This window comes from Cohnella endophytica, assembly GCF_003628305.1.
In the GTDB taxonomy this organism is placed as follows: domain Bacteria; phylum Bacillota; class Bacilli; order Paenibacillales; family Paenibacillaceae; genus Cohnella; species Cohnella endophytica.
Genome location: NZ_RBZM01000004.1, coordinates 390,871 through 416,100, shown reverse-complemented (window position 1 = coordinate 416,100; position 25,230 = coordinate 390,871). Strand labels below are relative to the sequence as shown.

Sequence of the window (25,230 nt, the reverse complement as noted above, 5' to 3'; positions counted from 1 at the left end):
CTTGCTAACGGTATTCGGTTACTTTCTCCTTCGCAGAGACAATAACGATTATGATGCCATTCTAAACCACAGCGCCGCAGCCTGTCAAACCGCCCCGTCTCCGGTTTCCGGATCGGGACGCTTCGTGCGCTCCCCGAGCATGTCGGAGTATTTGTCCATCTGCTCCAGGAAATGCCGCGACTTCAGGTTCAAGTTCAAATGCGTGTCCATCCAGCGCTTCAAAGCGAGCTGTACCTGGCGTTTGGAGCTTTCCCGTACGGCGATATTGCCGAGCCTCCGCATATCGAGAGCCGCGAACACTCGAAGCAACCGCCAGACGCCATCCTCCAGCTCCAGTGCCGAAGGATCCCGATGCTTGCAGAGATAACATAAAGCGCCGCCTGCCGTCGAACTAAAACGAAACGATCCGTCCTGTCTCCCGCAGCTCACGCATTCGTCCAGCATCGGAGAGTAGCCCGCCGCTTGAACGACCTTCATTTCATATGCCCGAAGCACGATCTGCGGGTCTTTACCTTCGGCAAGCGCGACTTGGCATGCCATTAACTGATGGTACAAATACGCCGCGGCTTCGTCGTCGTTAATGGCCCGATCCGTCAGTTCCGCCGCGTAAGACGCGTAAGCAGGACCTTCCAAGCCTTCCCTCAGCTCATGAAACGAACGAATGATCTCGCCGCTGTTCAGGGAACCGAGCGAGCCGGTCTTGTAGTAGGAATAGTCTCCGTATGTAAAAAGCTGCGCGAGCGAGCCGTAACGGCTCTTCAGCTTCTTGGCCCCGCGCACGACAATGCCCTGCTTGCCGTAACTCGGCGTAAGCAGGGTGATGATTTTATTACCTTCGCCGTAATCGGTGCTGCGGATGACCAACCCTTCGACCCGATATAACAACGGTCATCATTCCTCGTCCTCTACGCTGTTCTCTTCGTCTTCCGTCCCGGCAGTCGCGCCGAGCTCGGAGTTCCCGAGATTGCGTACCTCATTATAAAGCAAATAAGCTTCGATATCGCCGGTTTGCGTAAACACGTGCCACGTGAAATCCCGCACAGCGCCTCATCCTCTCCGGGCGAAAATGAATTGCATCTTCACGGATTAGGATGTCTCGCGGGAAGCCACGATATGCCTGACACTTTTTATTCGATACGCGGGCGTATGAATTCCTAGTACGCTATTCTTCCCTGTAACCGAGCGTCTTCAGCAGCGAATCGCGATTGCGCCAGTCCTTGTTGACCTTTACCCATAACTCGAGGAAAATCTTGGAGCCGAGCAGCCGCTCCATATCAAGCCTCGCAAGCTTGCCGACTTCCTTGAGCAACGCGCCGCTCTTGCCGATAATAATTCCTTTTTGGGAGTCGCGTTCGACGAAAATAACCGCTCCGATGTTCACGAGTCCGTTAGGCGCCACGCTCATGCTCTCGATCTCGACCGCGATCGAATGCGGTACTTCCTCGCGGGTAAGCTGCAACAACTTCTCGCGAATGAGCTCCGCGCACACGAATTGCTCGGGATGATCGGTAAGCTGGTCCGCGGGATAATACATCGGACCTTCTTTCAAGTAACGCGATACTTGTTCGAGCAACGCATTTACGTTATTCCCGTTCAAAGCCGATACGGGCACGATTTCCGCGAAATCCATTTGTTTGCGGAATTTATCGATGACCGGCAGCATTGCTTCGGGATGGATTTTATCGATTTTGTTCAGCACGAGGAAAACAGGCGTATCTTTGACCTTCTTGAGCTGTTCGATAATGTAGCGGTCGCCGCCGCCGAGTTCTTCGGTGACGTCCGTAAGGAACAGGATCGCTTCCACCTCGTTCAAAGCGCTCTCCGCGGCTTTCACCATATAATTACCCAGCTTGGAGTTCGGCTTGTGAATGCCTGGCGTATCCAAGAAGACGATTTGCACGTCGTCCGTCGTATAGACGCCATGGATTTTGTTCCGCGTCGTCTGTGGCTTATCCGACATGATCGCGATCTTCTGTCCGATAACTTGGTTCATTAACGTAGATTTGCCTACGTTCGGTCGGCCGACGATCGCCACGAAGCCCGATTTAAAGCCTTTTTTCTGCATGTGCTAATCTCCTTCAATCTAGTCCGTTCATTTGTTCAAGTCCCGGGATGTAAACGCTCCCGGAAGCAATTCCGACACGGTCGTTACACGGTGTTCACCTTGCATGTTCCCTAAGATCACGGTCATATCCGGATCGCAGAGCTCGGCCAGCACTTGACGGCAGACGCCGCAAGGCGTAACCGGAAGATCGGTATCCGCGATGACGGCTATCGCCTTGAATTCTCCCGCTTGACGACCGTCCGCGATGGCGCGGTGCAGAGCCGTGCGCTCCGCGCAATTCGTCGGGCTGTAAGCCGCGTTCTCCACGTTGCATCCCTTGTGCATTTGTCCGTCCGAATCGATGAGGACGGCGCCCACGCCGAATCCCGAGTAAGGTACGTAAGCTTTGGCGCGCGCTTCCTTCGCCGCTTCCAACAATTGCTCGATCGAGTAAGAAAGTCCATTGAATCCCATTAAAATAGCCCCCAGTAGTTGTAATTATTTACGAAAAGTATCCCATAGCGGCGGTCCGAGCACGATCACTCCGACGATCACTGCGAAAAGCGACGTTACTAGTACCGCCCCTGCCGCCGTATCTTTGGCGGCTTTCGCGAGCGGATGCATGCCCGGCGAAGCCATGTCGACTACCCGCTCGATCGCGGTATTGAATAACTCCGCTACCCATACTACGGCGATCGCTGCGGATAACCATAACCAATCCTCTCGCCCGACCTGCAACCAGAAACCCGCGGCTACGACGGCGATCGCCGCGGCGAAATGAAATTGCATATGGCGTTCGCCGCGCAGAGCCGCGTAGATTCCGGCTATCGCGCAGCGGAATGAATGAATCTCCCGCGAACGCCAGCCGCTCATCGCGTTAAGCCGGCTTCCTGCAGCACCAGCTCTTGCTTGGCGAACATTTCCTTCTCTTGCGCTTCGTCCGCGTGGTCGTGCCCGACAACGTGCAAGAAACCGTGAACGAACAGGAAGCCGAGCTCTCGCTCGAAGCTATGTCCATACTCTTCCGCCTGGGCTTCCGCGCGCGGAATCGAGATGACGATGTCGCCGAGCAATTCGGAATACGGGCTCGCGGCTTGCGCCTCGTCCGTCCATTCCCCGTCTCCTTCTTCGCTTTCTTCGGAGGCTTCGTATTCTCCCTCGTAACGGATTTCCGGCTCTTCGCCTTCGATCAAGGAAAAGCTAAGCACGTCGGTCGGTTTGTCCAATCCGCGATATTGACGGTTCAGCTCGCGGATTCCTTCATCGTCCGTCAGCGTCAAGGTAACGATTCCCTCCGTTACCTGTTCCTTCTCGCCCGCGATGCGAAGCAGCTTCTCGAGCAGCGCCATCCATTGCTCCTCGCGCTCCCCCGCGCCGCCTTCACGCTCATCGATCCACTCCAGCTGTAAGCTCATGTTTGATCTCCTTCGTTTCTTTCAATTTTTTCATTTCTTTATCGTCGGGATACTCGATTCGCGAATGGAACATGCCGATGACCGTTTCCTTGAGCGTCTCCGCGATCTTGTCCAATTCGCGCAACGTCAGATCGCATTCGTTGAACTGATTATCGTCTAGCCTGTCCTTGATAATCTTCCCGATAATGTCCTCGATCTGCTCGACCTTCGGATGATTCAACGAGCGGACGGCGGCTTCAACGCAGTCGGCAATGCCTACGATCGCGGCCTCTTTGGATTGCGCCTTAGGGCCCGGATAACGATAATCGTCTTCCGTCCATTCGTTCTCGACGCCCTGCTCCTGAGCCTGCTTCACCGCTTTGTAGTAAAAGTACTTCAGGAACGTCGTGCCGTGATGTTGCTCGGCGATATCCCTGATCGGCTTTGGCAGCTTATGGGCTTTCAGCATATCCGCTCCATCCTTGGCATGCGCGATTATGATCGATGCGCTGACCTTCGGGTCGAGCTTATCGTGCGGATTTCCCGAAGCATTCTGGTTCTCGATAAAGTAGAGCGGTCTTTTCGTCTTACCGACATCATGATAGAACGATCCGACCCTGCAGAGCAAGCCGTTGGCCCCGACCGATTCGGCGGCGGCTTCCGAGAGGTTGCCCACCATCAGGCTGTGATGGTAAGTTCCGGGCGTTTCCGTCAGCAGCTTGCGCAGCAACGGATGATTCGGATTGGACAGCTCCACGAGCTTCAGCGCGGACAGTATGCCGAACGTGACTTCGAAGAACGGCATCAAACCGATAACGAGCACGGCCGTTAGCAGCCCGCTGGACAACATGAAAATAACCGATTGGACAAGCGCGGTGCGACTTGGCTCCGGGCTGACCAGCATGAGGGCCAGAACGGCAACCGAACCGAACAGGCTGACCATGATTCCCGCCTTAAGGATGGAGGAACGCTGGCTCGCCCGATGAATGGATAACACGGCAGTGAACGAAACGACTGCCGCGACGAACCCGTAATGGAAGTCGAAAATATGCTCCTGCTCCACGTTCAAGATCATGCTGGCCATCAATGTGAACAGGAAGGAGCTGACGAGCCCCAAATGCACGTCCAGCAACAACGTAACGAGCATGCTCCCCATCGCGATCGGAGCCAAATACCCGACGTAAGGCCAGTCCGAGCTGTGCGTCAAGGCGACGAGGTGCATGAACAATAAGTTAAGCGCGAAAATCAGCAGCAGCATGACCCACTGAACGTTCGTGCGTTTCAGCGACGATGCCGAAGATGCGGCTGTCAATTCGCCGTAGCCATATAGCGCCAAGGTGAAAATAATCGCGAACAATAACACGCCCAATTGCGGCAAATAGTTTTTGCGTTCCTTAAGCAGACCGAGGGAGTCGAGCTTCTCGTACAGGTTCTGCGTGATCACCTGCCCCGCTTTGACCACGATATCCCCTTGCTTGATCAAGACGGGCTGCGTATTCTGCTTTGCCTCGACCTTCGCTTCTTCCGTGGCTTGCTTATCGTAAAACTTATTGGGCAGTATCGCGATCCGCGCCAGCTCCTGCACGATTTCCCGCTCCGTCTTAAGCGACAACGAGCTCGCGTTGACGAACTCGGCTACTTTCGTTCGAGCCGTTTCCGCTTGCGTCAGTGACTCTCCGGTCAGCTTTCGTACGATATCTTTTCCGACGGGACGCATTTCCTGCAATTGCGTCGCAGTCAGCCTAGGAATCTTGTAGAAGGTTTCTTCGGGAATCGCGTACGATTGGGACTGCACGACTTTCTGCATTTCCGCCAACAAGCCCTCGGAATACGTCTCCGAGCCTTTATTCGCGGCTACGAAGTTCTCTACATATTGTTGCACGCGCTCGGGAATGACCCTGCGGAAAATATCGACCTTGTCGGTTTCCGTTATCTGATCGTCCAGGTTAAGCTCTTCAATTCGCGTGAAGAGATCGTCGATCAACGCTTCGTTCCGCAATGCCACGATCGAATAGATCGGAGCGACCTTCTCGGCGGCTTCTTCCTGCGCTTGCAACGTCGCCTTTTCGTCCAGCTCTTGGCGGGGAGCGCGTATGTCCTTCTCGCTCTTGCCGTTCAGCGTAATGTCGTACGTCTCCGGAACGAGCCGGGGAGCTACGCTGAAATAAAACAAAAATACAAAAAGCAGGAGCAGGAGCCAGCGCATCGCCGCGCTTTGCTTCCATCCTGCCGCTGCCCCCGATAAGGTAAGCGGATTGCTTGGCTGGCCGTTGATCTTCCGACTCATCCGGCGCTCCCCTCCCTTATTGTTATTGTTCGCTATGGTCGTTATAAGCCAAAATGATTTTTTGGACGAGGGCGTGCCTCACGACGTCTTGATCCGTAAAGTACACCATGCCGATTTCTTCGATTTCCCTTAGAATGCGTTCCGCTTCGATCAAACCGGATTTTTTTCCTTTCGGCAAATCGATCTGGGTCACGTCGCCCGTAATGACCATTCGTGAGCCGAAACCTAGCCGCGTCAGGAACATTTTCATTTGTTCCGGCGTCGTGTTCTGGGCTTCGTCGAGAATGACGAACGAATCGTCCAGCGTCCGTCCCCGCATGTAGGCGAGCGGAGCGATTTCGATTTGCCCGCGTTCCATCGCCTTCGCGACGCCTTCCAAGCCGAGCGCATCGTTCAAAGCGTCGTATAACGGTCGCAAATATGGGTCGACCTTCTCTTGCAGATCGCCCGGAAGGAACCCTAGGCTCTCTCCCGCCTCGACCGCCGGCCGAGTCAGCATGATCCGCTTAACTCTGCCTTCCTTCAAAGCCGCTACGGCGCACATGACGGCGAGGTAGGTTTTCCCGGTCCCTGCCGGTCCGATGCCGAAGACGATGTCCTTCTTGCGGATCGTCGTAACGTAATGCCGCTGTCCGAGCGTCTTCGGAATGACGGGCTTGCCGCGGAACGTCGCCGTGATTTCCCCTTTGAACAAGGAAAGGAGCTCGTCCGCTTTCATTTCTCGCGACAGTTCCAATGCGTAACGGACGTCGCGTTCGTTCAGTTGGAGCCCGCCCTGGACGAGTTGGATCAGCGTCTCGAACAGCTGCTCCAGCGAGCGTACCTCATCTTGCGGTCCTTCAATATAGATTTCCGCATCCCTGGAATGGATAAGCGATACGGTTTCCTTCTCGATTAGTCGCAGGAATTTGTCCTGGGGACCGAATACCGCCAAGCCTTCGGCCGCGTTACGTAACGGGATTGTCGTGTATTGTTTCAGTTCCGTCAAAAAAACTCATTCCCCCTAATCGAAGACGCTTATCCTATTGGACGTTCCATCTCTATGGATTGTTCTACTTCAAATAAAACGGTTAACATCACTTTACCATTCTCGGTATGTTCATGCAAAATGTTTTCCGCTTTAATCGTCGCATCCTGTCCCCATTTGACTTTTATTTCGGCGCGCGCCTGTGCAAGCCCCGCTTCCTTTGCCTCGGTCGGGGTCAGTTCGGACTCGATCTCCGTGACTTCCAGTTCATGCTCCGTCATCGTGCCGAACGGCAGCATCCGGTTCCACAATCGTGTGCGTTGAACCGACGTTCTCGTCAGAGAGCTACCGTATTCTTCTCCTTTGTACCCCGATATTTGCAATGCCCTGTTGCCGATGATCAAATATTTTCGGTCCTGAGAAACGCCGGTGAAATTTTTCGTTTTCGTCGCGAGCGGAGACGCAATGCGGTACTCGTGCCAGACGAGTCCCATCACTTTGCCTTTGGAAACGACCGTCTTGAAGTTTGTTTCGTCGCCGATAATGCCCGAGATCAGCACGTCTCCTTTGCGTACCCTATCGTTGCGCTCTACCTTCGGACGCCCGCTCTCCGCGACGATGCGGGTTATGACCGCATCCGTCTTCGCCACGAGATGCCTCGGCCCTTCCAGCGGCTTCTTGTCCGGCTTGGTCGAATCGATGACCGTAATCGTTATCGACGTCCCCCGCTTGTCCACCCCGACCCACGCCGCATCGGGCAAACGCAACGCTAGCCTCTGGGAGAGCGATGCTGCGTCTTGCATCCGGAACGACCATTGCATCGAGTAAATGCCCTCCGCCTTTGCGGCTTGGAGGATTTTTTCTTCCGGAATCGCGGAATTACCTTCCACCTTCACGTTCCAGATGAAAGTAGAGAGGATAAAGAGCGCCGCCACGAACACGATCATGCCGACCGCGAACGTCTTCCTTCTGGACAGACGCTCCATGCGAAAAGGCAAGCCGTGCTTGGACAAAATCCGAGTACGACTGCCGTTTAGGCGCAACAGCGGCTTCAACTTGAAGAAATCGGGAACCGACACCCCGAAATTCAGCTCGCCCGACTTCGTGAACGAAATATTCCAAAGCGATATTCCTTCTTTAGTCGCAGCGTTAAGGAATGATTCCGGCTCACCCCCGATGAGCTTGACCCATACGTAACCGCGCAACATCGCAACCCAAGATCCTTTCATACCCGCTCTCCCCCCGCCCATCCTGAATCATCGGCCTACCGCCGCGGCCGCCGCCCGGTCTTCAGCCGGGCGGTTTTCCTTTGGCGCGCAGCTGCACGCCCAAGATATTCCCTTCGACGAACACTTCCTCGGCGCCGATATTGCGAATAATCAAATTTTGGCCCGTCACTTCCATTTCTCCGTTATCCATGGCCAAGCGAAGGTTATCCGGAGAGAAGTGAAGAATCCCGCGGTGATTTTCCACCGTTACCTGAAGGCCCCCGATCATCGTGATGCGCGGCAAGTCCAGCACCACATCCTGCGGCAGGTCGAGAATCGTCGCGGTCCATTTGCGCAGCTTCCGACTTACACGCACCATTGGGCGGTCCTCCCTCCTATAGGGTAAACATATGCGCGTAATGCTCCCTTTATGAAGCGGCGGGCGGTCAAGCCTCGATTCGAAACAAACCTCTAATCGAAAAAGGGACTGCCCGAAAGGCGTAAAACGCCTTTCGGGCAGTCCCTGATCGATAGAGCATCGATGATTAATCTAAGTCCGCGGAATTATCTCCGATACGGTTTTTTCGCGCGCGGAGGACCGAGAATTTCCGCCCACATGACGGCGCGGGCGATTTCCGACCGCGATAAGGCCGCGGCGCCTACGCGCTGCGTTTCGACCGTCCTCGCAGCCGCTGCGTTCGCTTTAGGTTGCGACGTCCCGGCAACCGCCGAAGGCCCCAATTCAGGCGCGTAGGGGTCGACATGGGCCTCGGCGAGCCGTATCGGCGCCTCCCGCTTCGATTGGTCCGGCTTGGCCGCGGGCCTTGACGCAAGAGGATTAGGCTCTTGGCGTTGCTGAGGCTGCGGACGCTGTTGGATTGGCCGCTGCAGGGGTTGTTGCGACGGGTGCGACGATTGATTCGGTTCATGCGGCTGCCGCGGATTCGCAGATGTTCTGGGATGTCCGGAGCCGCCGAAGTCCGGCATTCTGTTCGGCTTTCGTTCGATCGGCGATTTGCGGAAGAACATCGAATAAAAAATGCCGACGACGACAATTACGAAATAGAAATTGTGCGTCAAGAACGAGATTAACTGCTCCATGCGTTACCCTCCTCGCTTAGGCAAGTTCATCGTAGGGGAGGCATGCGGTCACGGCTTCGGAAATCCGTCGTCGTTATGCTTGCCGATGGAGCCTCTCATCTGCGTATCCGCTTCGATGTTTTTCAAATTCATGTAATCCATAACGCCGATCTTGCCGCTCTTGAGCGCTTCGGCCATGGCCAGAGGTACCTCGGACTCCGCCTCGACAACTTTGGCTTGCATCTCCACGACGCGCGCTTTCATCTCTTGCTCGTGCGCGACGGCCATAGCGCGGCGTTCCTCCGCCTTCGCCTGGGCGATTCTCTTGTCGGCCTCGGCTTGCTCGGTTTGAAGGTTCGCTCCGATATTTTTGCCTACGTCTACGTCGGCGATATCGATCGACAGGATTTCGAATGCGGTGCCCGCGTCCAAACCTTTGCTAAGAACGGTTTTGGAGATCAAATCGGGATGTTCCAACACGTCCTTATGGGATTCGGACGCGCCGTTCGTACTGACGATTCCTTCCGCGACGCGGGCAAGAATCGTTTCTTCTCCGGCGCCCCCGACAAGGCGGTCGATATTGGCACGAACCGTAACGCGAGCCTTAACTTTGACTTCGATCCCGTTTTTGGCGACCGCGGATACGACCGGCGTTTCGATGACTTTCGGATTAACGCTCATTTGCACGGCTTGCAGCACGTCCCGGCCCGCAAGATCGATTGCGGCGGCCCGTTCGAATACGAGCGGAATATCCGCGCGTTGCGCCGCGATCAACGCATTGACGACGCGGTCGACGTTTCCCCCCGCGAGAAAATGGCTTTCCAATTGGTTAATGTTCAAGCCGAGCCCCGCTTTAGTCGCTTTGATCATCGGATTGACGATCCGGCTTGGAGTCACGCGCCGCAAACGCATCGCTACCAGCGTGATGATGCTGATTCTTACGCCCGAAGCGAGCGCCGAGATCCATAGCATGAAGGGAAAAAAGCTCATGAACACCGACACCGCGATGACTGCCAAAGCGATAATTACGAGTAACTGAACGTCCGTGTTATTCATTGTATACCTCCGACAAATTAGTGGCCGTGCGACTTCCATAACTTATAATTCCGAATTACGGCGATCTTAGATTTCTTTTACGAGAATCCGCGTTCCGTCTACCGATACGACTCGTACCGGCTTTCCTGCTTCGATGAACTCGCCGGAAGTGATAACGTCAAGCCGTTGTCCTCCGAAATCCGCGACGCCCGAAGGTCGCAGCATCGATGTCGTAGTCCCCTCCTGGCCGATCCATTGCTCGCGGGATACTTGGGGAACGAAGCCTTTTTCCGTCGTGAGTTGTTCCTTCAGGATAAACTTGTTCCATATTCCCCGCTTGCGGAATATGTAGGCGACTACGGAGACGATCACCGCGGCGACGATCACCGCAATGCCTAACGATCTAAGTGCATTACCCGTGTCGTACGCGCCCATCGTAATCCCGGTAATCAACGCCGCGATTCCGAGTATGCCCAGAATGCCGAAGCTCGGAATGAACGCCTCCAGAACAAGTAAGCCGATTCCGATAATAAAGACGACCATCGCCTCCATTCCCGCGAAGCCCGCGATCGATTGGCCGAAGAAGTACAGGCTGAACGCCAGCAAGCCGACGATTCCCGGTATCCCGAAGCCGGGAACGAAAAACTCGATGGCGACTCCGGCGATTCCGATAATAAGCAGCAAAGTGCTAACGCCCGATCCCGTAACGACTTCCGCCACCCGTTCGGCGAATGAAGGCTTGAACTCCACGACCGGCCGATCGGACAAGCCTTTCCAAGCGATAACTTCCTCGACCGTCTTGGAAATATTGTCCGCATATCCGACTTTTAATGCTTGTTCGGCGCTCAAGGACAAAATCTGGCCTTTTTCCTTCGTCTCCCCGATCGCTTTGAGCTCGATGACCCGGCTCGGATCCACCATGGCAACCGCGATATTCCGGTCGCGGCCGTTAATCTGCGCCGCGGAAGCCATCTCCTCGCTCCAGAATGAAACGAGCTTCGGATTATCCACCGCATTGCCGTTGCCGTCCACGATCATGGCGGCTCCGATCGTCGTTCCCGGCGCCATCGAGATGCCGCCCGCGCTTAGCGCGAGGTAGGCGCCAGCCGAAGCGGCCTTACCCGAGACGTAGGCGACCGTCGGTACTTTGCTCTCGCGAATGCGCTTACCGATTTCCTCGGCGGTAGCCAGCTTGCCCCCCGGCGTATCGATATCGAGCACGACGAGCGAGGCTTTAACTTTTTCCGCGTCCGCTAAGGCGCGATCCAGAAATGAAGCCAAACCGCTTTGTACGGTCTGCTGCAAAGGAACTACGTACACCGATCCTTCGGACGGAGCGGAAGCCGCTTGCGCGCTCCCCGTCAATGCGCCCAAAAGAGGGATTGCCGCTAGCAGGAACAGCACCGCAAGCCTTAGCGCGCTTGACCGACCGTTCCGGCTTAGGCGGTATGCATCCATTGGAATCAAATCCATTCCTCCCAAGCTGTTTTTTTCCAACTTACAGTAATATACGGTTTACCGCAAGTATCGTTTCATTTCGCGTCGGTTATTTCCTTATTTATGAGGAAATAAGCTCAAATAAAGCAAAAAGCACTCCCTATTCGGGAGTGCCTGTCGTTCGTCGGAATTATTGCAGAGATTGTTGGACGATCGCATTGACGAGTTTACCGTCCGCGATCCCCTTAACCTTGGGCATAAGGGCACCCATCAATTTCCCTAGGTCTGCTTTAGAAGAAGCACCGGTCTCTTGCATGGTCTGTACAACAATAGCTTTGATTTCTTCTTCGGTAAGCTGTCGCGGGAGATATTCGGAGATGATCTCAATTTCTGCTTTAACGTTGGCTACGAGGTCTTCCCGACCGCCTCTTTCGAAGTCTAGTTGGGAATCGCGTCGCTGCTTGAGTTCACGGCTCAATATATTAAGCGTTTCGTTATCGTCAAGCGGGCGGCGCAGCTCGATTTCTTGGTTTTTGATCGATGCGCGAACCATGCGAATCGTTTGCAGACGGAATTTATTCCCGTCCCTCATCGCTTGCTTCATGTCTTCGTTCAACCGTTCCGCAAGATTCATGAGTGCGGATTCCTCCTAGAACTTCCGTTTGCGCGCAGCTTCGGATTTCAACTTACGCTTAACGCTCGGTTTTTCGTAATGTTTACGTTTCTTCACTTCCGCGAGAACGCCGTCTTTGGCAATGGAACGCTTAAAGCGGCGGAGTGCAGCGTCGATTGTTTCATTTTTTCGTACTTTTGTTTCGGCCACCTGTTTTCCCTCCCTCCGCAACAGACCCAACACGGTTATCAAACTATATTATATGTGATGAGGAAAGGGAGTGTCAACTTACGCTCGACGAAAAAATACGAATCGTCCGGCACTAAGTTTTTCCTTTGCGCATCCGATGACGAACTAGTCGATCGAGGGCTTTTCCGATGGATTCAAGGAACCTAATTTCTCTCCTCCGAGAATATGCCAATGGATGTGGAACACGAGTTGACCGGCATCCCTTCCGCAATTGTTGATTAGACGATATCCGCTTTCGGCCAAACCGGCTTCTGCGGCGACTTTTTGCGCGGCGAGCAACGTCTGCCCCAGGAGCGCGGCGTCTTCCGCTTCGCAATCGTTCATCGTGGCGATATGCTTCTTCGGAATGACGAGCAAATGGACGGGAGCTTGGGGCTGAATATCGTGAAAGGCGAGGACTTGATCGTCTTCGTACGCTTTACGGGCCGGAATCGTTCCTTCGACGATTTTACAGAATAGGCAGTCGGACATAATGGCACTCCTTCGAATCGATATGCATTTATCATAACCGATCGGCTCATCATTCGTCCAACCTACAAGCTTACGGAACAGACGGAAAAGGCCTGCAGCGCGTGCAGGCCTGTTAACGATATGCGCGGGAGATTACCAGTAGTAGGGCAGCAACGAGATCGCGGCCAGTCCTGCGAGCGGAAGCACGAGCCTGTCGAATCTTCGCGGACGGTATGGGGAAAACGGTCCGAACGGAGAAAACGGCGGGTAGGGGCCGAACGCCCTCATCAGATCCACGCTTCCCGGAACCGCGAGACACAGCCATTCGTCGTCCACATGCTCCACGATCCCGTCATAGCAGTACCCGTCCGCGGCTTTGACTTCCACGTATCGGTGCATGTGGGACTCGCACTGGCTTTTGGTTATCTTATGCGTCGAAGGCTTCGTCATCGGCTGCATCGCGACATATTGCGGCGCGGCATATTGCGGCGTGACATATTGCGGTGCGATATATTGCGGCGCAACGGGCTGAGGCGCAACAGGTTGAGGCGCGGCAGGCAACGTCGCGATAGGTTGGTTAGGTTTTTTCGCTTGCTGCGTTGCAGCCTGAGCCGGTTTGTTTTTTTCCATGAGCATTCCCTCCTTGGGCGCTTTTCCCAACATCATATGCCGAGATGGGCGAATGGCTACAAGGAGGTGCAACAAATGGGCGCGAGAACGCGCCCATTTGGAATTCTTTTATTTAGCGGAAAAACTCCGCTGCAACGCTTCGCCCGCTTTAACCGCGCTAGCTACCCATTCGTTCTTCGTCGCCATGGACCGGTATCCCGCTTCCCCGGTCAACGGACGGAATTCCCCCAACGCTTCCTGCATCTCCGCGGCGGCGTCTCGCGCTTGGATCAATACCTCGGTTTCTTCCGCATTAAGGGAACCTTCGCGCTCCCCTATCGTCGCCAAACGTCCTTCCGAGCCCATAAGCGAGCTTATCGTCGAGAAAAACGGCTTGCCGGCTTCCTCCGACGATTGGCCCGACGAGCGGCTCGTCGCTTCTCCGAACAAAGCCGCCGCCTCTCCCGCGGCAACTTCCGCTTCTCCGAGCATCCGGACCGAACGAATTCGCTCGGCTTCGGTTTTGGCGTTCAACAACCCGTCGGCGCCGTCATGAAGCCTTTCGGCGAATAAGAGCGCGAAGTTGTAACGCTGGGTTAAAGCTTGTCCCTGATCCGTCTTTCGCGCTTGATCGGTCAGTAAGTATTTCGAATAAAAAATAATAATTAAAGTTAGCATCACCATCATGATCAGAAACAAGATGGGAACCGTATAGGATCGCTTTACTTCGACGTTATCCGTCATCGGATTTCCTCCCGCGCTGCCGATCGATTCGGCAGATGTTGAATTAAACCAGGCGCACCACGTGGCCGCCTTCGAAAAAGTATACATAAGCTTCCTTAACCGGTTTGCCCGCGATATTCCGGACCGCTTCGCCGTATTTCTCGACCTGGAACCGATGATTCTCCGCCGCCTCCATAGCGGTCGAGCCCGCTAACCGGTCCGTCTTGTAATCTACGAGTACGAGCCCGTCTTCTTCCTCGAACAAGCAATCGATTACCCCTTGGATAACGACCGTCTCGCCGGATCCGGCTTCGATTGCGGCCGGATAAGCTTCCGCCGCCTCCATCCCGTAGGTAAAAGGGACTTCCCTCCATACCCTCGAAGCTCTGCAAAGCCGATCGTATAATGCGGTTCCGCAAAAAGCGGCCAAGGCGGAAGCCTCGATGCCCTCGCATTGCTCCGCGGTCAGAATTCGACGTTCGACTAGATCGGCAAGCATGTCGTCGATACGGAGCAAGTCCATTCCCGCTTGCAGGGGCAAATGCTGCATGGCCAAGTGGAAGGCAGTGCCTCGTTCGGCAGCGGTCAGCTTCCGCGCACTCATGAATCCCGGTCGGCGGAGGCGGAACGTCGCGGCAGGAGCATCGCTCATGATGCCGTTCGCCGTTTCCGCCGCGTCCGCGACATCCTCCTGCGGCAAACCTTCATCCGCCATTCGCGTCGATGGATCTTCAGGCGTATCCTGGAATGGGGAAGCTGCATCCATTCGCGCTAACATCGGCTGAGGAATACGGTTTTTCAGCGCCGTTATAGAAGTCTTGGCCGCGACTTGGGTCGCGCCGACATTGTTGTATTCCCAAGATAATATCCGGTCGATAAGGGCCGAAGCCGCCGAAGTCTCCGCTTCTACGGGTTCGCCTTTTAACACCGCGTCCCAACGCTTCGCGTCATCGTGCTCCGCTCGCGTTTCCGATGAGACTTGACGGGTATATTCGACCGCCGGAACGATCCGGCAAATCCATCTTCGCTCAGCGTCGTCGAGTTCGCTCGCGATAACGGCCGCAGGTCCCAGCCAATCGAAATACTTGCTCGCGGCGGCGACGGAATGGTTAGGAAGACTCGTCTCCGCCATAGCGGCGGTTTCCGTCCATTGCTCCCAAGTTTTCGCGGCGTCTTTGCTAACCCCGACGAGATAAAGCTTCTCCTTCGGCCTCGTCAACGCAACGTAGAGCACGCGCATTTCTTCCGCGAGCATCTCCGCGGCCAGCTTGCGTCTTATCGCGAGCTGCGGAAGCGTCGGATACGTTACGCGAGTATCCTCTTCCACGACCCGCGGGCCGAAGCCGAGCTTCTTATGCTTCAGGAATGCCCCGTTCAGATCCCGGCGATTGAAGTTTCTGCCTAATCCCGCGGCGAATACGACCGGGAATTCCAGCCCCTTACTTCGGTGAATGGACACGATCCGCACGACGTTCTCGCTCTCGCCGAGCGCGCGGGCGGCTCCGAGATCCGCTCCCGTATCCCTCATCCTGCCAAGAAATCTAAGGAACCGGAATAATCCTCGAAAACGGGAGGAACGTTCGTATTGCACGGCGCGATTAACGAGCGCGCGCAAGTTGGCTTGGCGTTGTCCGCCTCCGGGCAATCCGCCCACGTAATCGTAATAGCCCGTTTCGCGATATAGCTTCCAGAGCAGGTCGCCGAGCGGTTCTCTTCGCGCGTAATCGCGCCATTGCTCCAATTGGTTCACGAAGCCGCTTAAGGCCTCGCGAAATCCATCTTCTTCGCTTTCGTCCGCCGATGCATCAGCTCTATCTACCGCGGCATTAACCGCCTCCCAGAACGTGCCGGAACGTCTCGCAAGGCGAATACGGGCCAATTGCTCGGCCGTGAAGCCTCCGATCGGAGAGCGAAGCACCCCGGCCAGCGGAATATCCTGATGCGGGTTGTCGATGACCGACAGCAACGACAGCATAATATCGACTTCCGTAGCCGCGAAATAGCCGGTCGCCAAATCCGCGTAAGCCGGTATGCCCGCCGCCTTCAGCTCGTCGAGGAATGCCGGCGCTAGCGCCGTGACCGCCCTGAGCAAGATGACGATGTCCCGATATTGCGCCGGACGGTACAGCTTGGCTTTGCCGTCGTATACGGCGAACGCCTTGCCTTCTTCATCGTCCGCTCCCATAAGCTTGCGGATCTCGGCGGCGATGCATCTCGCTTCCAACTGCGCCGATTCGAGATCCTCCGACTCGGTTTCATCGGACGGGTTTTCTCCCGCCGAGGAAGCATCGTCCGCTCCATCGGCCGATACGGAGTCCGTTACTCCCGTCTTGCCCGTTGCGGGACTCGCATTATCTTCGACGGGCTTCGCGGCATCTAGCAAAATCAACTCGGCCGCATACGGATTCGGTTGTCCGGATTCGGGATACCCTTCCCCGTAGATCAGCTCGGCGCGAGAATCGTAATTCATCTCGCCTACGGGCTCTCGCATAATGAGCCGGAATACGTGGTTAACCGCGTTTACGATTTCCCTGCGGCTACGGAAATTGCGCGCCAGATCGATGCGCAAACCGTCGGAATTATCGGAGACGTCCGCGACCGTTTCGGTCTCCGACGCTCGCGTCCCGGTACCTTCGCTCCCGATGAGATCCGAATAGGCTTCATAGGTTTTATACTTGTTCAAGAACAAACCCGGTTCCGCCAGTCGAAAACGATAGATGCTCTGTTTCACGTCTCCGACCATGAATACGTTCCCCGGTTTGCTTCTGGCGATCAAGGAAACGATCGCTTCCTGGACTTCGTTCGTATCCTGATATTCGTCCAAATAAATTTCCGAGAATCGCTCGCGGAAGCTTAGCGCGGCCAACGAGGGAACGCTCGCGTCAGGCGTGGAGACCGGGTCGCGCAGAATGCGCAACGCGTAATGCTCCAGATCGCCGAAGTCGAGCAATCCCTTCGCCCGCTTCGCTTGTTCGTAACGTTCGCCGAAAGCGATGGCGAGCTCCGCCAGTCGTTCCATGTCGGGAGCGAGCGCCCGTAATTCTTCCGCGTATTGGGCGGGCGAGCGAATAAGCCATTCTTCGGATAGCTTGCCCGCCGTTTTCTTGGCCGCGTCGCGGATGCTTTTGACTCGATCGATCAAAGCGGGATCGTATTCGTCGCCTTTGCACGGCTTCAGCCTACCGAACGAGATGTTCGCGACGGCCGCCTGCCAGTCCTCCCAGCCGCCGTTCGCGAACGCTTCCGCAGCGTTCTCCAGTCCGTCGATATCCGCGAACAGCGTATCGATGTAAGGCTCCGGCCCTCCCGGCTCATGCGCGGTTCGCAGCGCGCCGCGCAATAGATGGAGCATCCCTTCCAGCAAAAGCATGGCATCCTGGCGAAGCGTATTCACCCAGAGCGAACGGAGCAGCGCTTCCGCGTCGGCTTGACCGAACTCACCCGCCCTTTGCCTGAGCCAATGCTCCGGCCAAGGATGACTGCCGGCGAATTCGTGCAGCTCCAATACGAGACGGTGAAGCGGTTCGTCGCTTCTCTCGCCGCCGAACCGATCGGCGAGAGCCGCTAGTCCTCCCGCCTCGCCTTCGCTTTCGTAACGTTCCTCGAACAGCTCGTCCAGGGTATCCATGCGGAGTAGTTCGGCTTCGGTCTCGTTCGCCATGCGGAAGCCGGGATCGAGCTCGATGAGCGGAGCGTACCGCTCCACGACTTCCAAGCAGAAGGAATGGAGCGTCGTTACCGCCGCCCTGGGCAGGAGCGCGATCTGCCTCCGCAAATGCTTGGAGTCCGGATCGTTCTCTAGAGCCTCCTCCAACGCGTGGCGAATTCTCTCTTTCATCTCCGCCGCGGCGGCTTTCGTGAACGTCGCCACGAGCATTGCGTCCACGTTCAGCGGACGGTTCTCGTCCGCGATTCGCGAGATCATCCTCTCGACGAGCACGGCCGTCTTGCCCGATCCCGCCGCGGCGGCGACGAGCAAGTTGGAACCGTCCGCCGAGATCGCGGCCCATTGCTCGTCCGTCCAGCGGCTGCCTTCCGGTTTCGCCGGCCAACGATTAATTTGATGCATTGGGATTCCCTCCTTGCGCGCCGTCCGCGAGCCGTCTCCACAGCTCCTCGCGACTGCCCGATTTGCTTAACGCTTGATAGGCGTTGCCTTCCACTTGACTGTCGAAATGGCATACCGGCCGGAAATCGCAGAACGTGCATGGACTGCGTTTGTCGAGCCGATAGGGAGCGATCGCGACGTCTCCGTCGACGATCCGTTTGCCGATCCGGCGAATTTGCCTGCGCACGGACCCTCTTAGCACTTCCCACTCGCTCTGATTCGCGACCTGCGAGCGCGCGGAGAAAGACCCGTCCTTCTTGAATTCGACGGGCACGACCGCGGACTTGCTGTTCTGGTTCAACGATTCGTCCATCAGCTTAACGGACTCGCCGTCGGACAGCAGCAGTCCCTGCATGCGGTATTGACGGAACAAAGCATTCCTTGCTTCGTCTTTAGGCAATCCATTCGGCGTAAGAAGCAGCGGATTCTGCACGTGGAAATACAGCACGCCCGCCGGTTTGGCCGCTTGTCCGAGCCAGTGCGGGGCATGCGAGACGACGACGTCCAAATAGGTGAGCATTTGCAACGACAGTCCGTGAGCGACCTCGTCCAGCTTCAGCTTCATCGCGCTGGATTTATAGTCCAGTATCCGCAGCAACAAACCGGACGAAGAGTGGGCCGCGTCCACGCGGTCGATCTTACCCGCGATATCCATCCAACGTCCTCCGTCCAGCTCAAGCGACAGTGGCGGGAGAAGACCGTTCGGACCGAAGCTCATCTCCAGCCCGACGGGTTTGAAAGCCGACAGCGCCGCGTGTTCGCCCAGAACGGACGATGCTTGCTTGACGATGTCCCGCAGCTTGCGCGCCATGACTTGGTGCCGGTTGGACGATAACAGAATTTGGGATTGGATACGGGGCAACAGCTTATCCACCGCCGCTGCCGCTTCGCTTTGCCAGCGGGCGGCGTCGACGCCTGCTGGACCTTCCGCGAACATCTTCTCCGTCGTCTGGCGAAGAGCCGCGTGGAAAAGCTGTCCGATATCCGGAGAGTCGACGCGGAACAATCTGCGCTCCTGAAGCCGCAACCCATGAGCGGCGAAATGCTGGAACGGGCAAGCGATGAACCGTTCCATACGCGAGACGCTCGCGAGCAGCCGTTCCCCGTAGAGCAAACGGCTTGTCTCCGGTTCCAGCGGCTTCTCTTCGTTGGAATAGTTCAAAGAGGAAAGGAGCGATACTAATTTCTTGTTCCAATCCCGGTTGCCGATGAGCCAGTCGTATACCGACCACCAGCCTGCGGTCACGGCTTCCCCTTGACGCCAACTCCTTAATCTTGCCAGAAGGTGGGTCATCGCTCTTCCCGGATGATCCGCGTATTCGAGTTGCTCTTCCTCGGATTGCGTTTCCTGCGGCTCTGGCGCAACCGACCGGACGGGAATGCCCGGGAATCTCTTCTTGAGCTTGCCGATCCACTCCGAAGGCAGCAACCCGCCTCCTTCTTCGTCGGCGACCGGATAACTGATCCAGAGATGCTCGGACGCGGTCGTCAACGTCAAATAAGCGAGGAATTGCTCGTCCAGCAATCTCCGCCGCGAGCCGGGCGCAAGCGACAGTCCCGTCGCGGCCAACCGGTCCCTCTCCTCTTCCGCGATCAAGCCGTTCTCCGAAATTCGCATCGGCAGAACCCCATCGTTGGCGCCGAGCAAATAAACGATCCGAACGCGATCCGAACGCGTTCTCTCCGGACTTCCGATCAGCACGCCGTCAAGCGAAGGGGGAACGGCCCCGAGCTTCAGCTCCTCCAAGCCGGAATCCACCATCCCGGCGAACAGAAGCGAATCCGGCTCTTGCTCGCCCATCAACTCTACCAATTGGTCTAGTAGCGTCATTACCGCATCCCATAGCGGCCTATGCAGCGCCATTTTACCCGGCTTGCCCGAGGCGCCGTCTTCCGCGCTCCAACTTTCCAGCATGTCCGCCGCGCCGGTGCGCTCGAGAAAACCGAATAAGCTCTCGCAAAGCCCCCTTACGGTCGTCGCCTCTTGCATCCCTTCCTGCAGTTCCCGCAACGGACCGATTAGCGCATCGCGCACCTCGATCAGCCTTCTCATCGCATCGTCCGCTTCGTTGGCGACCGTCTCGTCTTCGAGATCGCCGCGGAATAGCGGCAGCCAAACCTGCGCGGAGTGCCAACGCCAGCCGTCGATTCCGGCGGCGAGCGTATAATTTTCCAATCTATCGATTTCGTCGCGCGTTACCCGTCTTTCCGGCGTTCCCAGCAAATCCGTCTTCGCGCAACGAAACACGGCTTCCGCTTTCCATCCGCCGGTCACGCATTCCAATGCGGAACGAATGAACTCGACGAGCGGATGATGCGAAACGCCGGCTTTGCCGTCCAAATAATAAGGAATTCCGTAATCCCCGAACACGGAAGCGAGCAAATCCGCGTAATCGTCCATTTTCCTTACGAAGATGGCCATATCCCGCCATCTTCCGCCTTGCTCCCTGACGCGAAGCCGCATATCCCTCGCCACGGCTTCCGCTTCCGCCCTGCGATTAGCCGCGGCATGCAAGGAAAGCCCGCAGTCCGGATGGTCCGGTCGCATCAGCGAAACATCCCCGTTCCACCGAACGCGATTGCTCCAATTGCATTCGAGAAACGCGAGCAGCGGGTTCCGTTCGAAGCGCGGCGCGATAACCGGATGAACGAGAACCGGCGCTTCGAGCTTCGCTCCGGCCGATTGCGCCAGTTCGCACAACTGGGAGGAAGTCTCCGCGGTAGGATGGAACAATTCGAGCTCGTCCGGCCGCTCCCCTGCGCCGTATGGACGGTCCAAGCATAACGCCACGTTAACCCGCTTCGTCTTGCGCAGAAGGGCTTCCAATACGGCGTATTCGCTAGGGGTAAAGCCGTGGAATCCGTCCACCCAGATTTCGGCACCCTCGAGAGAGATTGCCGACGGCGTTCCCTTCGCGAGCCAGCTAAGCATATCCTCTCCGTCGAGCCAATGACCCGCGAGCTCCCGCTCCATCTCGGAGTAAATCAGGGAAAGATCGTGAAGCTTGTCAGCCAGCAAGGCGGAATGCGGATCGCTCGCCGTTCGCCTTGCGGCCGCGTTCGCCTGCTCGGTCAGCTTATCGCCGTCTATGCCGTATCTTTTCATTTCCGTCAATAAATCGTTGATGCGCGCGATGAGCCCGGACTCGGACTTTCCTCCTCGGAATAAGCGCAAACTCTCTCTCCGAGCTTCGAGTACTTTATGCAACAACATCGCTTTGCCGTTATCGTGAATCGGAACGACCGCGGAACCTCCCGTCTCCTGCATGACGCGGAACGCTAGCCGACGGAAACTAAGCACCTGGGCGCGCATGAAGCCGTTCATTCCGGGCGTCGTCGCCATCGCGTACTCCGCTTGGAACGTCGCCTGTTCCGGAACTAGCAATATCAAGGGGGATCCAAGCGCGTCTTCCCGCAGCTTTTCTCTTATTTCATCCAAGACGAGACGCGTCTTTCCGCTTCCCGAACGTCCCGTTATGAGCCGAAGCGACATGCGGCATTCCTCCGATCGTGTGCTGCTTAAACTCCACCCATTGTAACATACGGCCCGTCCATGCGCACAGACGTTCGCCGATCCAAAAAAAGATAACGAAGAGAATGCGTAGTATTTCCTCATCCAAATAAAGGTTTTATAGTTGGATCTATCGAATACTCTTTCATTCATTTCTCAATTGCCGGGAGGTTTCAATGAAGTATCTTCGCGTATTACGACAACTCGTTATTTTGATCGCTAGTCTAACTCTCATCGCTTCCTGCCTAGCGCCCGCCGCTTTCGCCGAGAAATTCGCCCCCGCCAAAAGCGCGTTCTCGGAACAATGGAGAACCGGGCTCGGGGCTTCGGTAATAGGCGACCCTTACATCGGCGCCGAACAGATCGCCTATGTACCTACCTCCGACGGCAACCTGGTCGCCGTCCGAAAAGACGGATCGATTGCGTGGCGGTATCCGATCGCCGTGTCCAGAAACGCGGGAACGGTCCAAATCGCGCAAGCCGCCGACGGGACCCTGTACGTTGGCTCGGGCGGAAACGTCTACTCGATTACTTCCGACGGAAGCAAGAAATGGGAATACGAGTCGACGAGCGATTATTTTACTGCCATGGTCGTTCAAGATAGCGGATATGTGCATTTACTGTCGTCTCACATCCTGATTAATTTGAACCCGTCGGGAATAGAAGAAAGCCGGAAAGCTATCGTAAGTTCGTTGTGGAGTCAGAAGGTCGGCGGAGCGACGAAAGTATTCGCGGTCACCCAAGACTTGAAGCCTATTTTCAGTTCCAATAAACTTACGTCGAATCGAACCTTCCTCGTCGGAGAATTGCTCGATAACGGCAATTATCGCTGGCAACAAAAGCTGGACAATATAACCGAGTACTTGAAGGCGATAAGCGACGAAAAAGGAAATATTTACTTTTCCGGTATCATAGGCAGTTCGGACTCGCCGCAGACTTTTATGACGGCAAACGATGAACTCAAAGCCACCTCGGCCATCTATTCGGTGAATGCCGGTGGCGCGAAGAAGCTGCGGGAAATCCCAAGCTCCGCAAATAGTCTCGCTCTCGGAATGGACGGCACGCTTTACGTCGCCTCCTTCTCGGGGACGGTGTACGCGCTCGATGCGACGGGGGCGGAGAAGTGGAAATACGTTTTTAACGACCAACCCGGAGTCTATGCCTCCTATAACGTCTACCCCAGGCCCGAAGGCGGATTGGTCATTCCGGTCGCGCTGTTCCGGCCCGATGGGACGGACAACACTCGCGTGTCCGCGCTGATTTCCGATCAATTGGCCGTCGTGGATTCGGGTGGCCTATTGACCCGCTCATACGATAATCCGGGTTATCTCCAAGCCGCCTATCCGACGGACAAAACGCTGTATTTTAAAACTTACGACGGATTGCTGTCCGTGTCCTACGATCTTCGGTCCGTCGCTCTATATACTGGGGAGGCGGGAAATTACTATGCCTATTCGCCGCAAGAGGACGGCTACTTCCTCATTGGCTCCGCTCAAGGGTCGCTAACGAAAGCGAACGATCGACCGAACGGGCCATCCAGACTCACCGGGATAGCGGTAAAGCCGAATCTGGCGATTTCGCTCAGGCCGGGCGACCGGATAACGTTAAGCACGGAACAGCTATATTCGGACGGCAGACGGATTACGCTTGGCAATGAAGCCCGATACGCAAGCTCCAACGAATCCGTCGTACAAGTAGACGGCGTTACGGGACAAGTGCTTGGAGTCAATTCCGGGACAGCGACGATAACCGCGACCTACAAGACATTCAAAGCTTCCTTAACGTTGACCGTGTCGAAAGGAAAACCTCTTACCGCGACGATTAAAACCACCGAACGAAAATGGCAATTCGATTCCGCGGACTTTCTCGTTCCCCTAGCCGTCGCCGACTCTACCGGGAACGCATTCTCGGTTTCCGTCAAAGGACAAGTCAAAGCCTTTGGTCCCGAAGGAAACGCGCTTTGGACATACGAAGCGGGACAAACGGTCAATTCGCCGCCGGTTTACGGTTCAGACCATGCGCTGTACATAGGCACCGCGGACGGAAAATTTATTAAACTCGATTCGGATAAGGGAACGGAAATTAAAACTCACGCGCTGGGAGGTAGCCACGGTTCGACGGCCATCGACCGGAACGGAACCGTATATGCCGCGTTTAATCCCCCAGTTCAAAAAATAACAAATCAGAAAGACACGTCCGTTTCCAAGCTGTATTCCATCGATGCAAATAATGCTCTGAAATGGACCTCAAGCTTGACGGGCCGCGTAGATAACGCGATGAGCTTCTCGCCTGACGGCACCGTACTCTACGTCATCGCCAAACAATATAGCTATCAAACGAATAGCGGATCCTCGCCGCAATCGGTTGTGACCGCAGGTACCTTATACGCTCTGGATGCTTCGAACGGCTCCGTTCGCTGGAAATACGAACCGGATACCGCCCAGATGGGCTATTTCGAACCGGTCGTCTCCGATGACGGATCGATTGCCGTAGCGTTAAGCGATGGAATCATCGTCCAATTGGACGCAAGCGGCAAGCTTATCAAGCGTACGAATTTGAAGCGTTCCCTATCTTCCGCCCCTATCTCGCGAGGAAACGAGCTATTCGTGCCCGCCTATAACGACGTTTTGGTCATTAAGACGAACGGAACGTTGTCCCGTACGATCGATGCCAAGGCGGTGACCGCCTTGCTCAAACTGGACGACGGATTCCTGGCCTGGAGCAATATCGGCGTTATTCCGCTGGGAAATAAAATTCAGGACAAGCATTCCGTAAGCAAGTTTCGTTATGACGGTACCCTCCAATGGACGACGGATGAATTCGGCCTGAATTACGCTTTATCGGCATCGTTAGGCGACGATCGGATACTGTTAGTTTCTTCCACCGAGAAAAACTTGGCCGTGTATCGATTTAATTCTTCGGTCGCCGAGTCAAAAGACAGTCCCTTCTCGGATATGATCAAGCATTGGGCAAGGAAGGAAGTGTCGATGTTGGCCGAGGCGGGAATTGTCGCAGGCTTTCAAGACGGCACGTTTCGGCCAAACGCTCCCGTCAGTCGCGAGCAATTCGCGAAGATGCTCGCGCAAGCCGCGGGAGCAAAACCGATGCTAGCCGCTAAGCCATCGTTCCAAGACGTCCCTGCAAGCAAATGGTCCTTTCCGTATATCGAGGCTTCCGCTAACGGTGGCTGGTTTAAGCCTTTAGCTTACGGCGACAAGTTCGAGCCCGCCAAAAACATTACTCGCGTCGAAGCGGCCATCTGGACGGCCATAGCTTTGAAATTAAAGGAATCTCCCGCTAGCATAGCAGGATTAAAAGATCGTGCCGAAATTCGAATCGCGCCGGGTTTAGTCGGAGGAGTCGTGTCGACGGGTCTCATGTCGGGCACGCCCGACGGAAAGTTCAAACCAGCCGAATCGATGACCCGCGCGGAAGCAGCCGTATTGATTCAACGAGTAATCGACTACAAAAATAAACAAGTCGAATAACGAACGACGAAAAAAGAGCCTTGCGCG

Annotated in this window: 21 protein-coding genes; 1 reads left to right on the top strand and 20 read right to left on the bottom strand. The window is 55.8% G+C overall.

Features of this window, described 5'->3' with window-relative positions; genetic code table 11:
- Positions 1–84: 84 nt before the first annotated feature.
- From recO to addB, 20 genes are all read right to left on the bottom strand, one after another.
- Entirely contained in the window at positions 85–885 is an 801-nt protein-coding gene (gene recO, locus D7Z26_RS08415) for a DNA repair protein RecO (RefSeq protein ID WP_120975787.1), read from the bottom strand.
- Positions 886–891: 6 nt separating this feature from the next.
- Positions 892–1,041, bottom strand: a complete 150-nt coding sequence (locus D7Z26_RS08410; RefSeq protein ID WP_120975784.1) for a YqzL family protein — start codon at positions 1,039–1,041, stop codon at positions 892–894.
- Positions 1,042–1,162: 121 nt separating this feature from the next.
- Positions 1,163–2,065, bottom strand: a complete 903-nt coding sequence (gene era, locus D7Z26_RS08405) for a GTPase Era (protein ID WP_120975782.1) — start codon at positions 2,063–2,065, stop codon at positions 1,163–1,165.
- A 27-nt stretch (positions 2,066–2,092) separates the two neighbouring features.
- The gene (gene cdd / locus D7Z26_RS08400; protein ID WP_120975780.1) at positions 2,093–2,518 is read right to left on the bottom strand and encodes a cytidine deaminase; all 426 of its coding nucleotides are present in this window, start codon (positions 2,516–2,518) and stop codon (positions 2,093–2,095) included.
- 24 nt (positions 2,519–2,542) lie between these two features.
- Positions 2,543–2,917 carry a diacylglycerol kinase family protein gene (locus D7Z26_RS08395; protein ID WP_120975779.1) on the bottom strand — a complete coding sequence of 125 codons (375 nt, stop codon included), beginning with the start codon at positions 2,915–2,917 and terminating at the stop codon, positions 2,543–2,545.
- Positions 2,914–3,459 carry an rRNA maturation RNase YbeY gene (ybeY, locus tag D7Z26_RS08390; protein WP_120975777.1) on the bottom strand — a complete coding sequence of 182 codons (546 nt, stop codon included), beginning with the start codon at positions 3,457–3,459 and terminating at the stop codon, positions 2,914–2,916. The genes D7Z26_RS08395 and ybeY overlap by 4 nt, the downstream gene beginning before the upstream one ends.
- Positions 3,431–5,725: an HD family phosphohydrolase gene (locus tag D7Z26_RS08385; RefSeq protein WP_120975775.1), complete on the bottom strand. Its 2,295-nt coding sequence runs from the start codon at positions 5,723–5,725 to the stop codon at positions 3,431–3,433. The genes ybeY and D7Z26_RS08385 overlap by 29 nt, the downstream gene beginning before the upstream one ends.
- Positions 5,726–5,747: 22 nt before the next feature.
- The gene (locus D7Z26_RS08380) at positions 5,748–6,704 is read right to left on the bottom strand and encodes a PhoH family protein (RefSeq protein ID WP_407643496.1); all 957 of its coding nucleotides are present in this window, start codon (positions 6,702–6,704) and stop codon (positions 5,748–5,750) included.
- 38 nt (positions 6,705–6,742) lie between these two features.
- Positions 6,743–7,921 (bottom strand): sporulation protein YqfD, encoded by a 1,179-nt coding sequence (gene yqfD, locus D7Z26_RS08375; RefSeq protein WP_120975771.1) that lies wholly within the window; start codon positions 7,919–7,921, stop codon positions 6,743–6,745.
- A gap of 61 nt (positions 7,922–7,982) precedes the next feature.
- Positions 7,983–8,279: a sporulation protein YqfC gene (gene yqfC / locus D7Z26_RS08370; protein ID WP_120975769.1), complete on the bottom strand. Its 297-nt coding sequence runs from the start codon at positions 8,277–8,279 to the stop codon at positions 7,983–7,985.
- A 185-nt stretch (positions 8,280–8,464) separates the two neighbouring features.
- The gene (locus D7Z26_RS08365) at positions 8,465–9,001 is read right to left on the bottom strand and encodes a hypothetical protein (protein ID WP_120975767.1); all 537 of its coding nucleotides are present in this window, start codon (positions 8,999–9,001) and stop codon (positions 8,465–8,467) included.
- 48 nt (positions 9,002–9,049) lie between these two features.
- Complete coding sequence (gene floA / locus D7Z26_RS08360) at positions 9,050–10,036, bottom strand: flotillin-like protein FloA (protein WP_120975765.1); 987 nt, start codon at positions 10,034–10,036, stop codon at positions 9,050–9,052.
- 66 nt (positions 10,037–10,102) lie between these two features.
- Positions 10,103–11,473 (bottom strand): NfeD family protein, encoded by a 1,371-nt coding sequence (locus D7Z26_RS08355; RefSeq protein WP_120976531.1) that lies wholly within the window; start codon positions 11,471–11,473, stop codon positions 10,103–10,105.
- Positions 11,474–11,642: 169 nt separating this feature from the next.
- Positions 11,643–12,086 (bottom strand): GatB/YqeY domain-containing protein, encoded by a 444-nt coding sequence (locus D7Z26_RS08350; protein ID WP_120975763.1) that lies wholly within the window; start codon positions 12,084–12,086, stop codon positions 11,643–11,645.
- A gap of 15 nt (positions 12,087–12,101) precedes the next feature.
- The gene (gene rpsU, locus D7Z26_RS08345; RefSeq protein WP_115990702.1) at positions 12,102–12,275 is read right to left on the bottom strand and encodes a 30S ribosomal protein S21; all 174 of its coding nucleotides are present in this window, start codon (positions 12,273–12,275) and stop codon (positions 12,102–12,104) included.
- A gap of 144 nt (positions 12,276–12,419) precedes the next feature.
- Positions 12,420–12,785, bottom strand: a complete 366-nt coding sequence (locus D7Z26_RS08340; RefSeq protein ID WP_120975761.1) for a histidine triad nucleotide-binding protein — start codon at positions 12,783–12,785, stop codon at positions 12,420–12,422.
- A gap of 132 nt (positions 12,786–12,917) precedes the next feature.
- The gene (locus tag D7Z26_RS27990; protein ID WP_325050441.1) at positions 12,918–13,394 is read right to left on the bottom strand and encodes a hypothetical protein; all 477 of its coding nucleotides are present in this window, start codon (positions 13,392–13,394) and stop codon (positions 12,918–12,920) included.
- A gap of 108 nt (positions 13,395–13,502) precedes the next feature.
- On the bottom strand, positions 13,503–14,117 hold the full coding sequence (locus tag D7Z26_RS08325; protein ID WP_120975759.1) for a hypothetical protein: 615 nt from the start codon (positions 14,115–14,117) through the stop codon (positions 13,503–13,505).
- A gap of 43 nt (positions 14,118–14,160) precedes the next feature.
- The gene (locus tag D7Z26_RS08320) at positions 14,161–18,165 is read right to left on the bottom strand and encodes a UvrD-helicase domain-containing protein (protein WP_120975757.1); all 4,005 of its coding nucleotides are present in this window, start codon (positions 18,163–18,165) and stop codon (positions 14,161–14,163) included.
- Positions 18,152–21,697 (bottom strand): helicase-exonuclease AddAB subunit AddB, encoded by a 3,546-nt coding sequence (addB, locus tag D7Z26_RS08315; protein ID WP_120975755.1) that lies wholly within the window; start codon positions 21,695–21,697, stop codon positions 18,152–18,154. The genes D7Z26_RS08320 and addB overlap by 14 nt, the downstream gene beginning before the upstream one ends.
- 194 nt (positions 21,698–21,891) lie before the next feature.
- Here addB and D7Z26_RS08310 point away from each other — a divergent pair, with 194 nt between their 5' ends.
- On the top strand, positions 21,892–25,203 hold the full coding sequence (locus D7Z26_RS08310) for an S-layer homology domain-containing protein (RefSeq protein ID WP_120975753.1): 3,312 nt from the start codon (positions 21,892–21,894) through the stop codon (positions 25,201–25,203).
- Positions 25,204–25,230: the final 27 nt, after the last annotated feature.

Bases quoted from the DNA above. Each gene is read 5' to 3' on its own strand.
- era (WP_120975782.1), bottom strand. From the start codon at position 2,065: ATGCAGAAAAAAGGCTTTAAATCGGGCTTCGTGGCGATCGTCGGCCGA.
- cdd (WP_120975780.1), bottom strand. From the start codon at position 2,518: ATGGGATTCAATGGACTTTCTTACTCGATCGAGCAATTGTTGGAAGCG.
- D7Z26_RS08395 (WP_120975779.1), bottom strand. From the start codon at position 2,917: ATGAGCGGCTGGCGTTCGCGGGAGATTCATTCATTCCGCTGCGCGATA.
- ybeY (WP_120975777.1), bottom strand. From the start codon at position 3,459: ATGAGCTTACAGCTGGAGTGGATCGATGAGCGTGAAGGCGGCGCGGGG.
- D7Z26_RS08385 (WP_120975775.1), bottom strand. From the start codon at position 5,725: ATGAGTCGGAAGATCAACGGCCAGCCAAGCAATCCGCTTACCTTATCG.
- yqfD (WP_120975771.1), bottom strand. From the start codon at position 7,921: ATGAAAGGATCTTGGGTTGCGATGTTGCGCGGTTACGTATGGGTCAAG.
- yqfC (WP_120975769.1), bottom strand. From the start codon at position 8,279: ATGGTGCGTGTAAGTCGGAAGCTGCGCAAATGGACCGCGACGATTCTC.
- D7Z26_RS08365 (WP_120975767.1), bottom strand. From the start codon at position 9,001: ATGGAGCAGTTAATCTCGTTCTTGACGCACAATTTCTATTTCGTAATT.
- floA (WP_120975765.1), bottom strand. From the start codon at position 10,036: ATGAATAACACGGACGTTCAGTTACTCGTAATTATCGCTTTGGCAGTC.
- D7Z26_RS08355 (WP_120976531.1), bottom strand. From the start codon at position 11,473: ATGGATGCATACCGCCTAAGCCGGAACGGTCGGTCAAGCGCGCTAAGG.
- D7Z26_RS08350 (WP_120975763.1), bottom strand. From the start codon at position 12,086: ATGAATCTTGCGGAACGGTTGAACGAAGACATGAAGCAAGCGATGAGG.
- D7Z26_RS08340 (WP_120975761.1), bottom strand. From the start codon at position 12,785: ATGTCCGACTGCCTATTCTGTAAAATCGTCGAAGGAACGATTCCGGCC.
- D7Z26_RS27990 (WP_325050441.1), bottom strand. From the start codon at position 13,394: ATGGAAAAAAACAAACCGGCTCAGGCTGCAACGCAGCAAGCGAAAAAA.
- D7Z26_RS08325 (WP_120975759.1), bottom strand. From the start codon at position 14,117: ATGACGGATAACGTCGAAGTAAAGCGATCCTATACGGTTCCCATCTTG.
- D7Z26_RS08320 (WP_120975757.1), bottom strand. From the start codon at position 18,165: ATGCATCAAATTAATCGTTGGCCGGCGAAACCGGAAGGCAGCCGCTGG.
- addB (WP_120975755.1), bottom strand. From the start codon at position 21,697: ATGTCGCTTCGGCTCATAACGGGACGTTCGGGAAGCGGAAAGACGCGT.
- D7Z26_RS08310 (WP_120975753.1), top strand. From the start codon at position 21,892: ATGAAGTATCTTCGCGTATTACGACAACTCGTTATTTTGATCGCTAGT.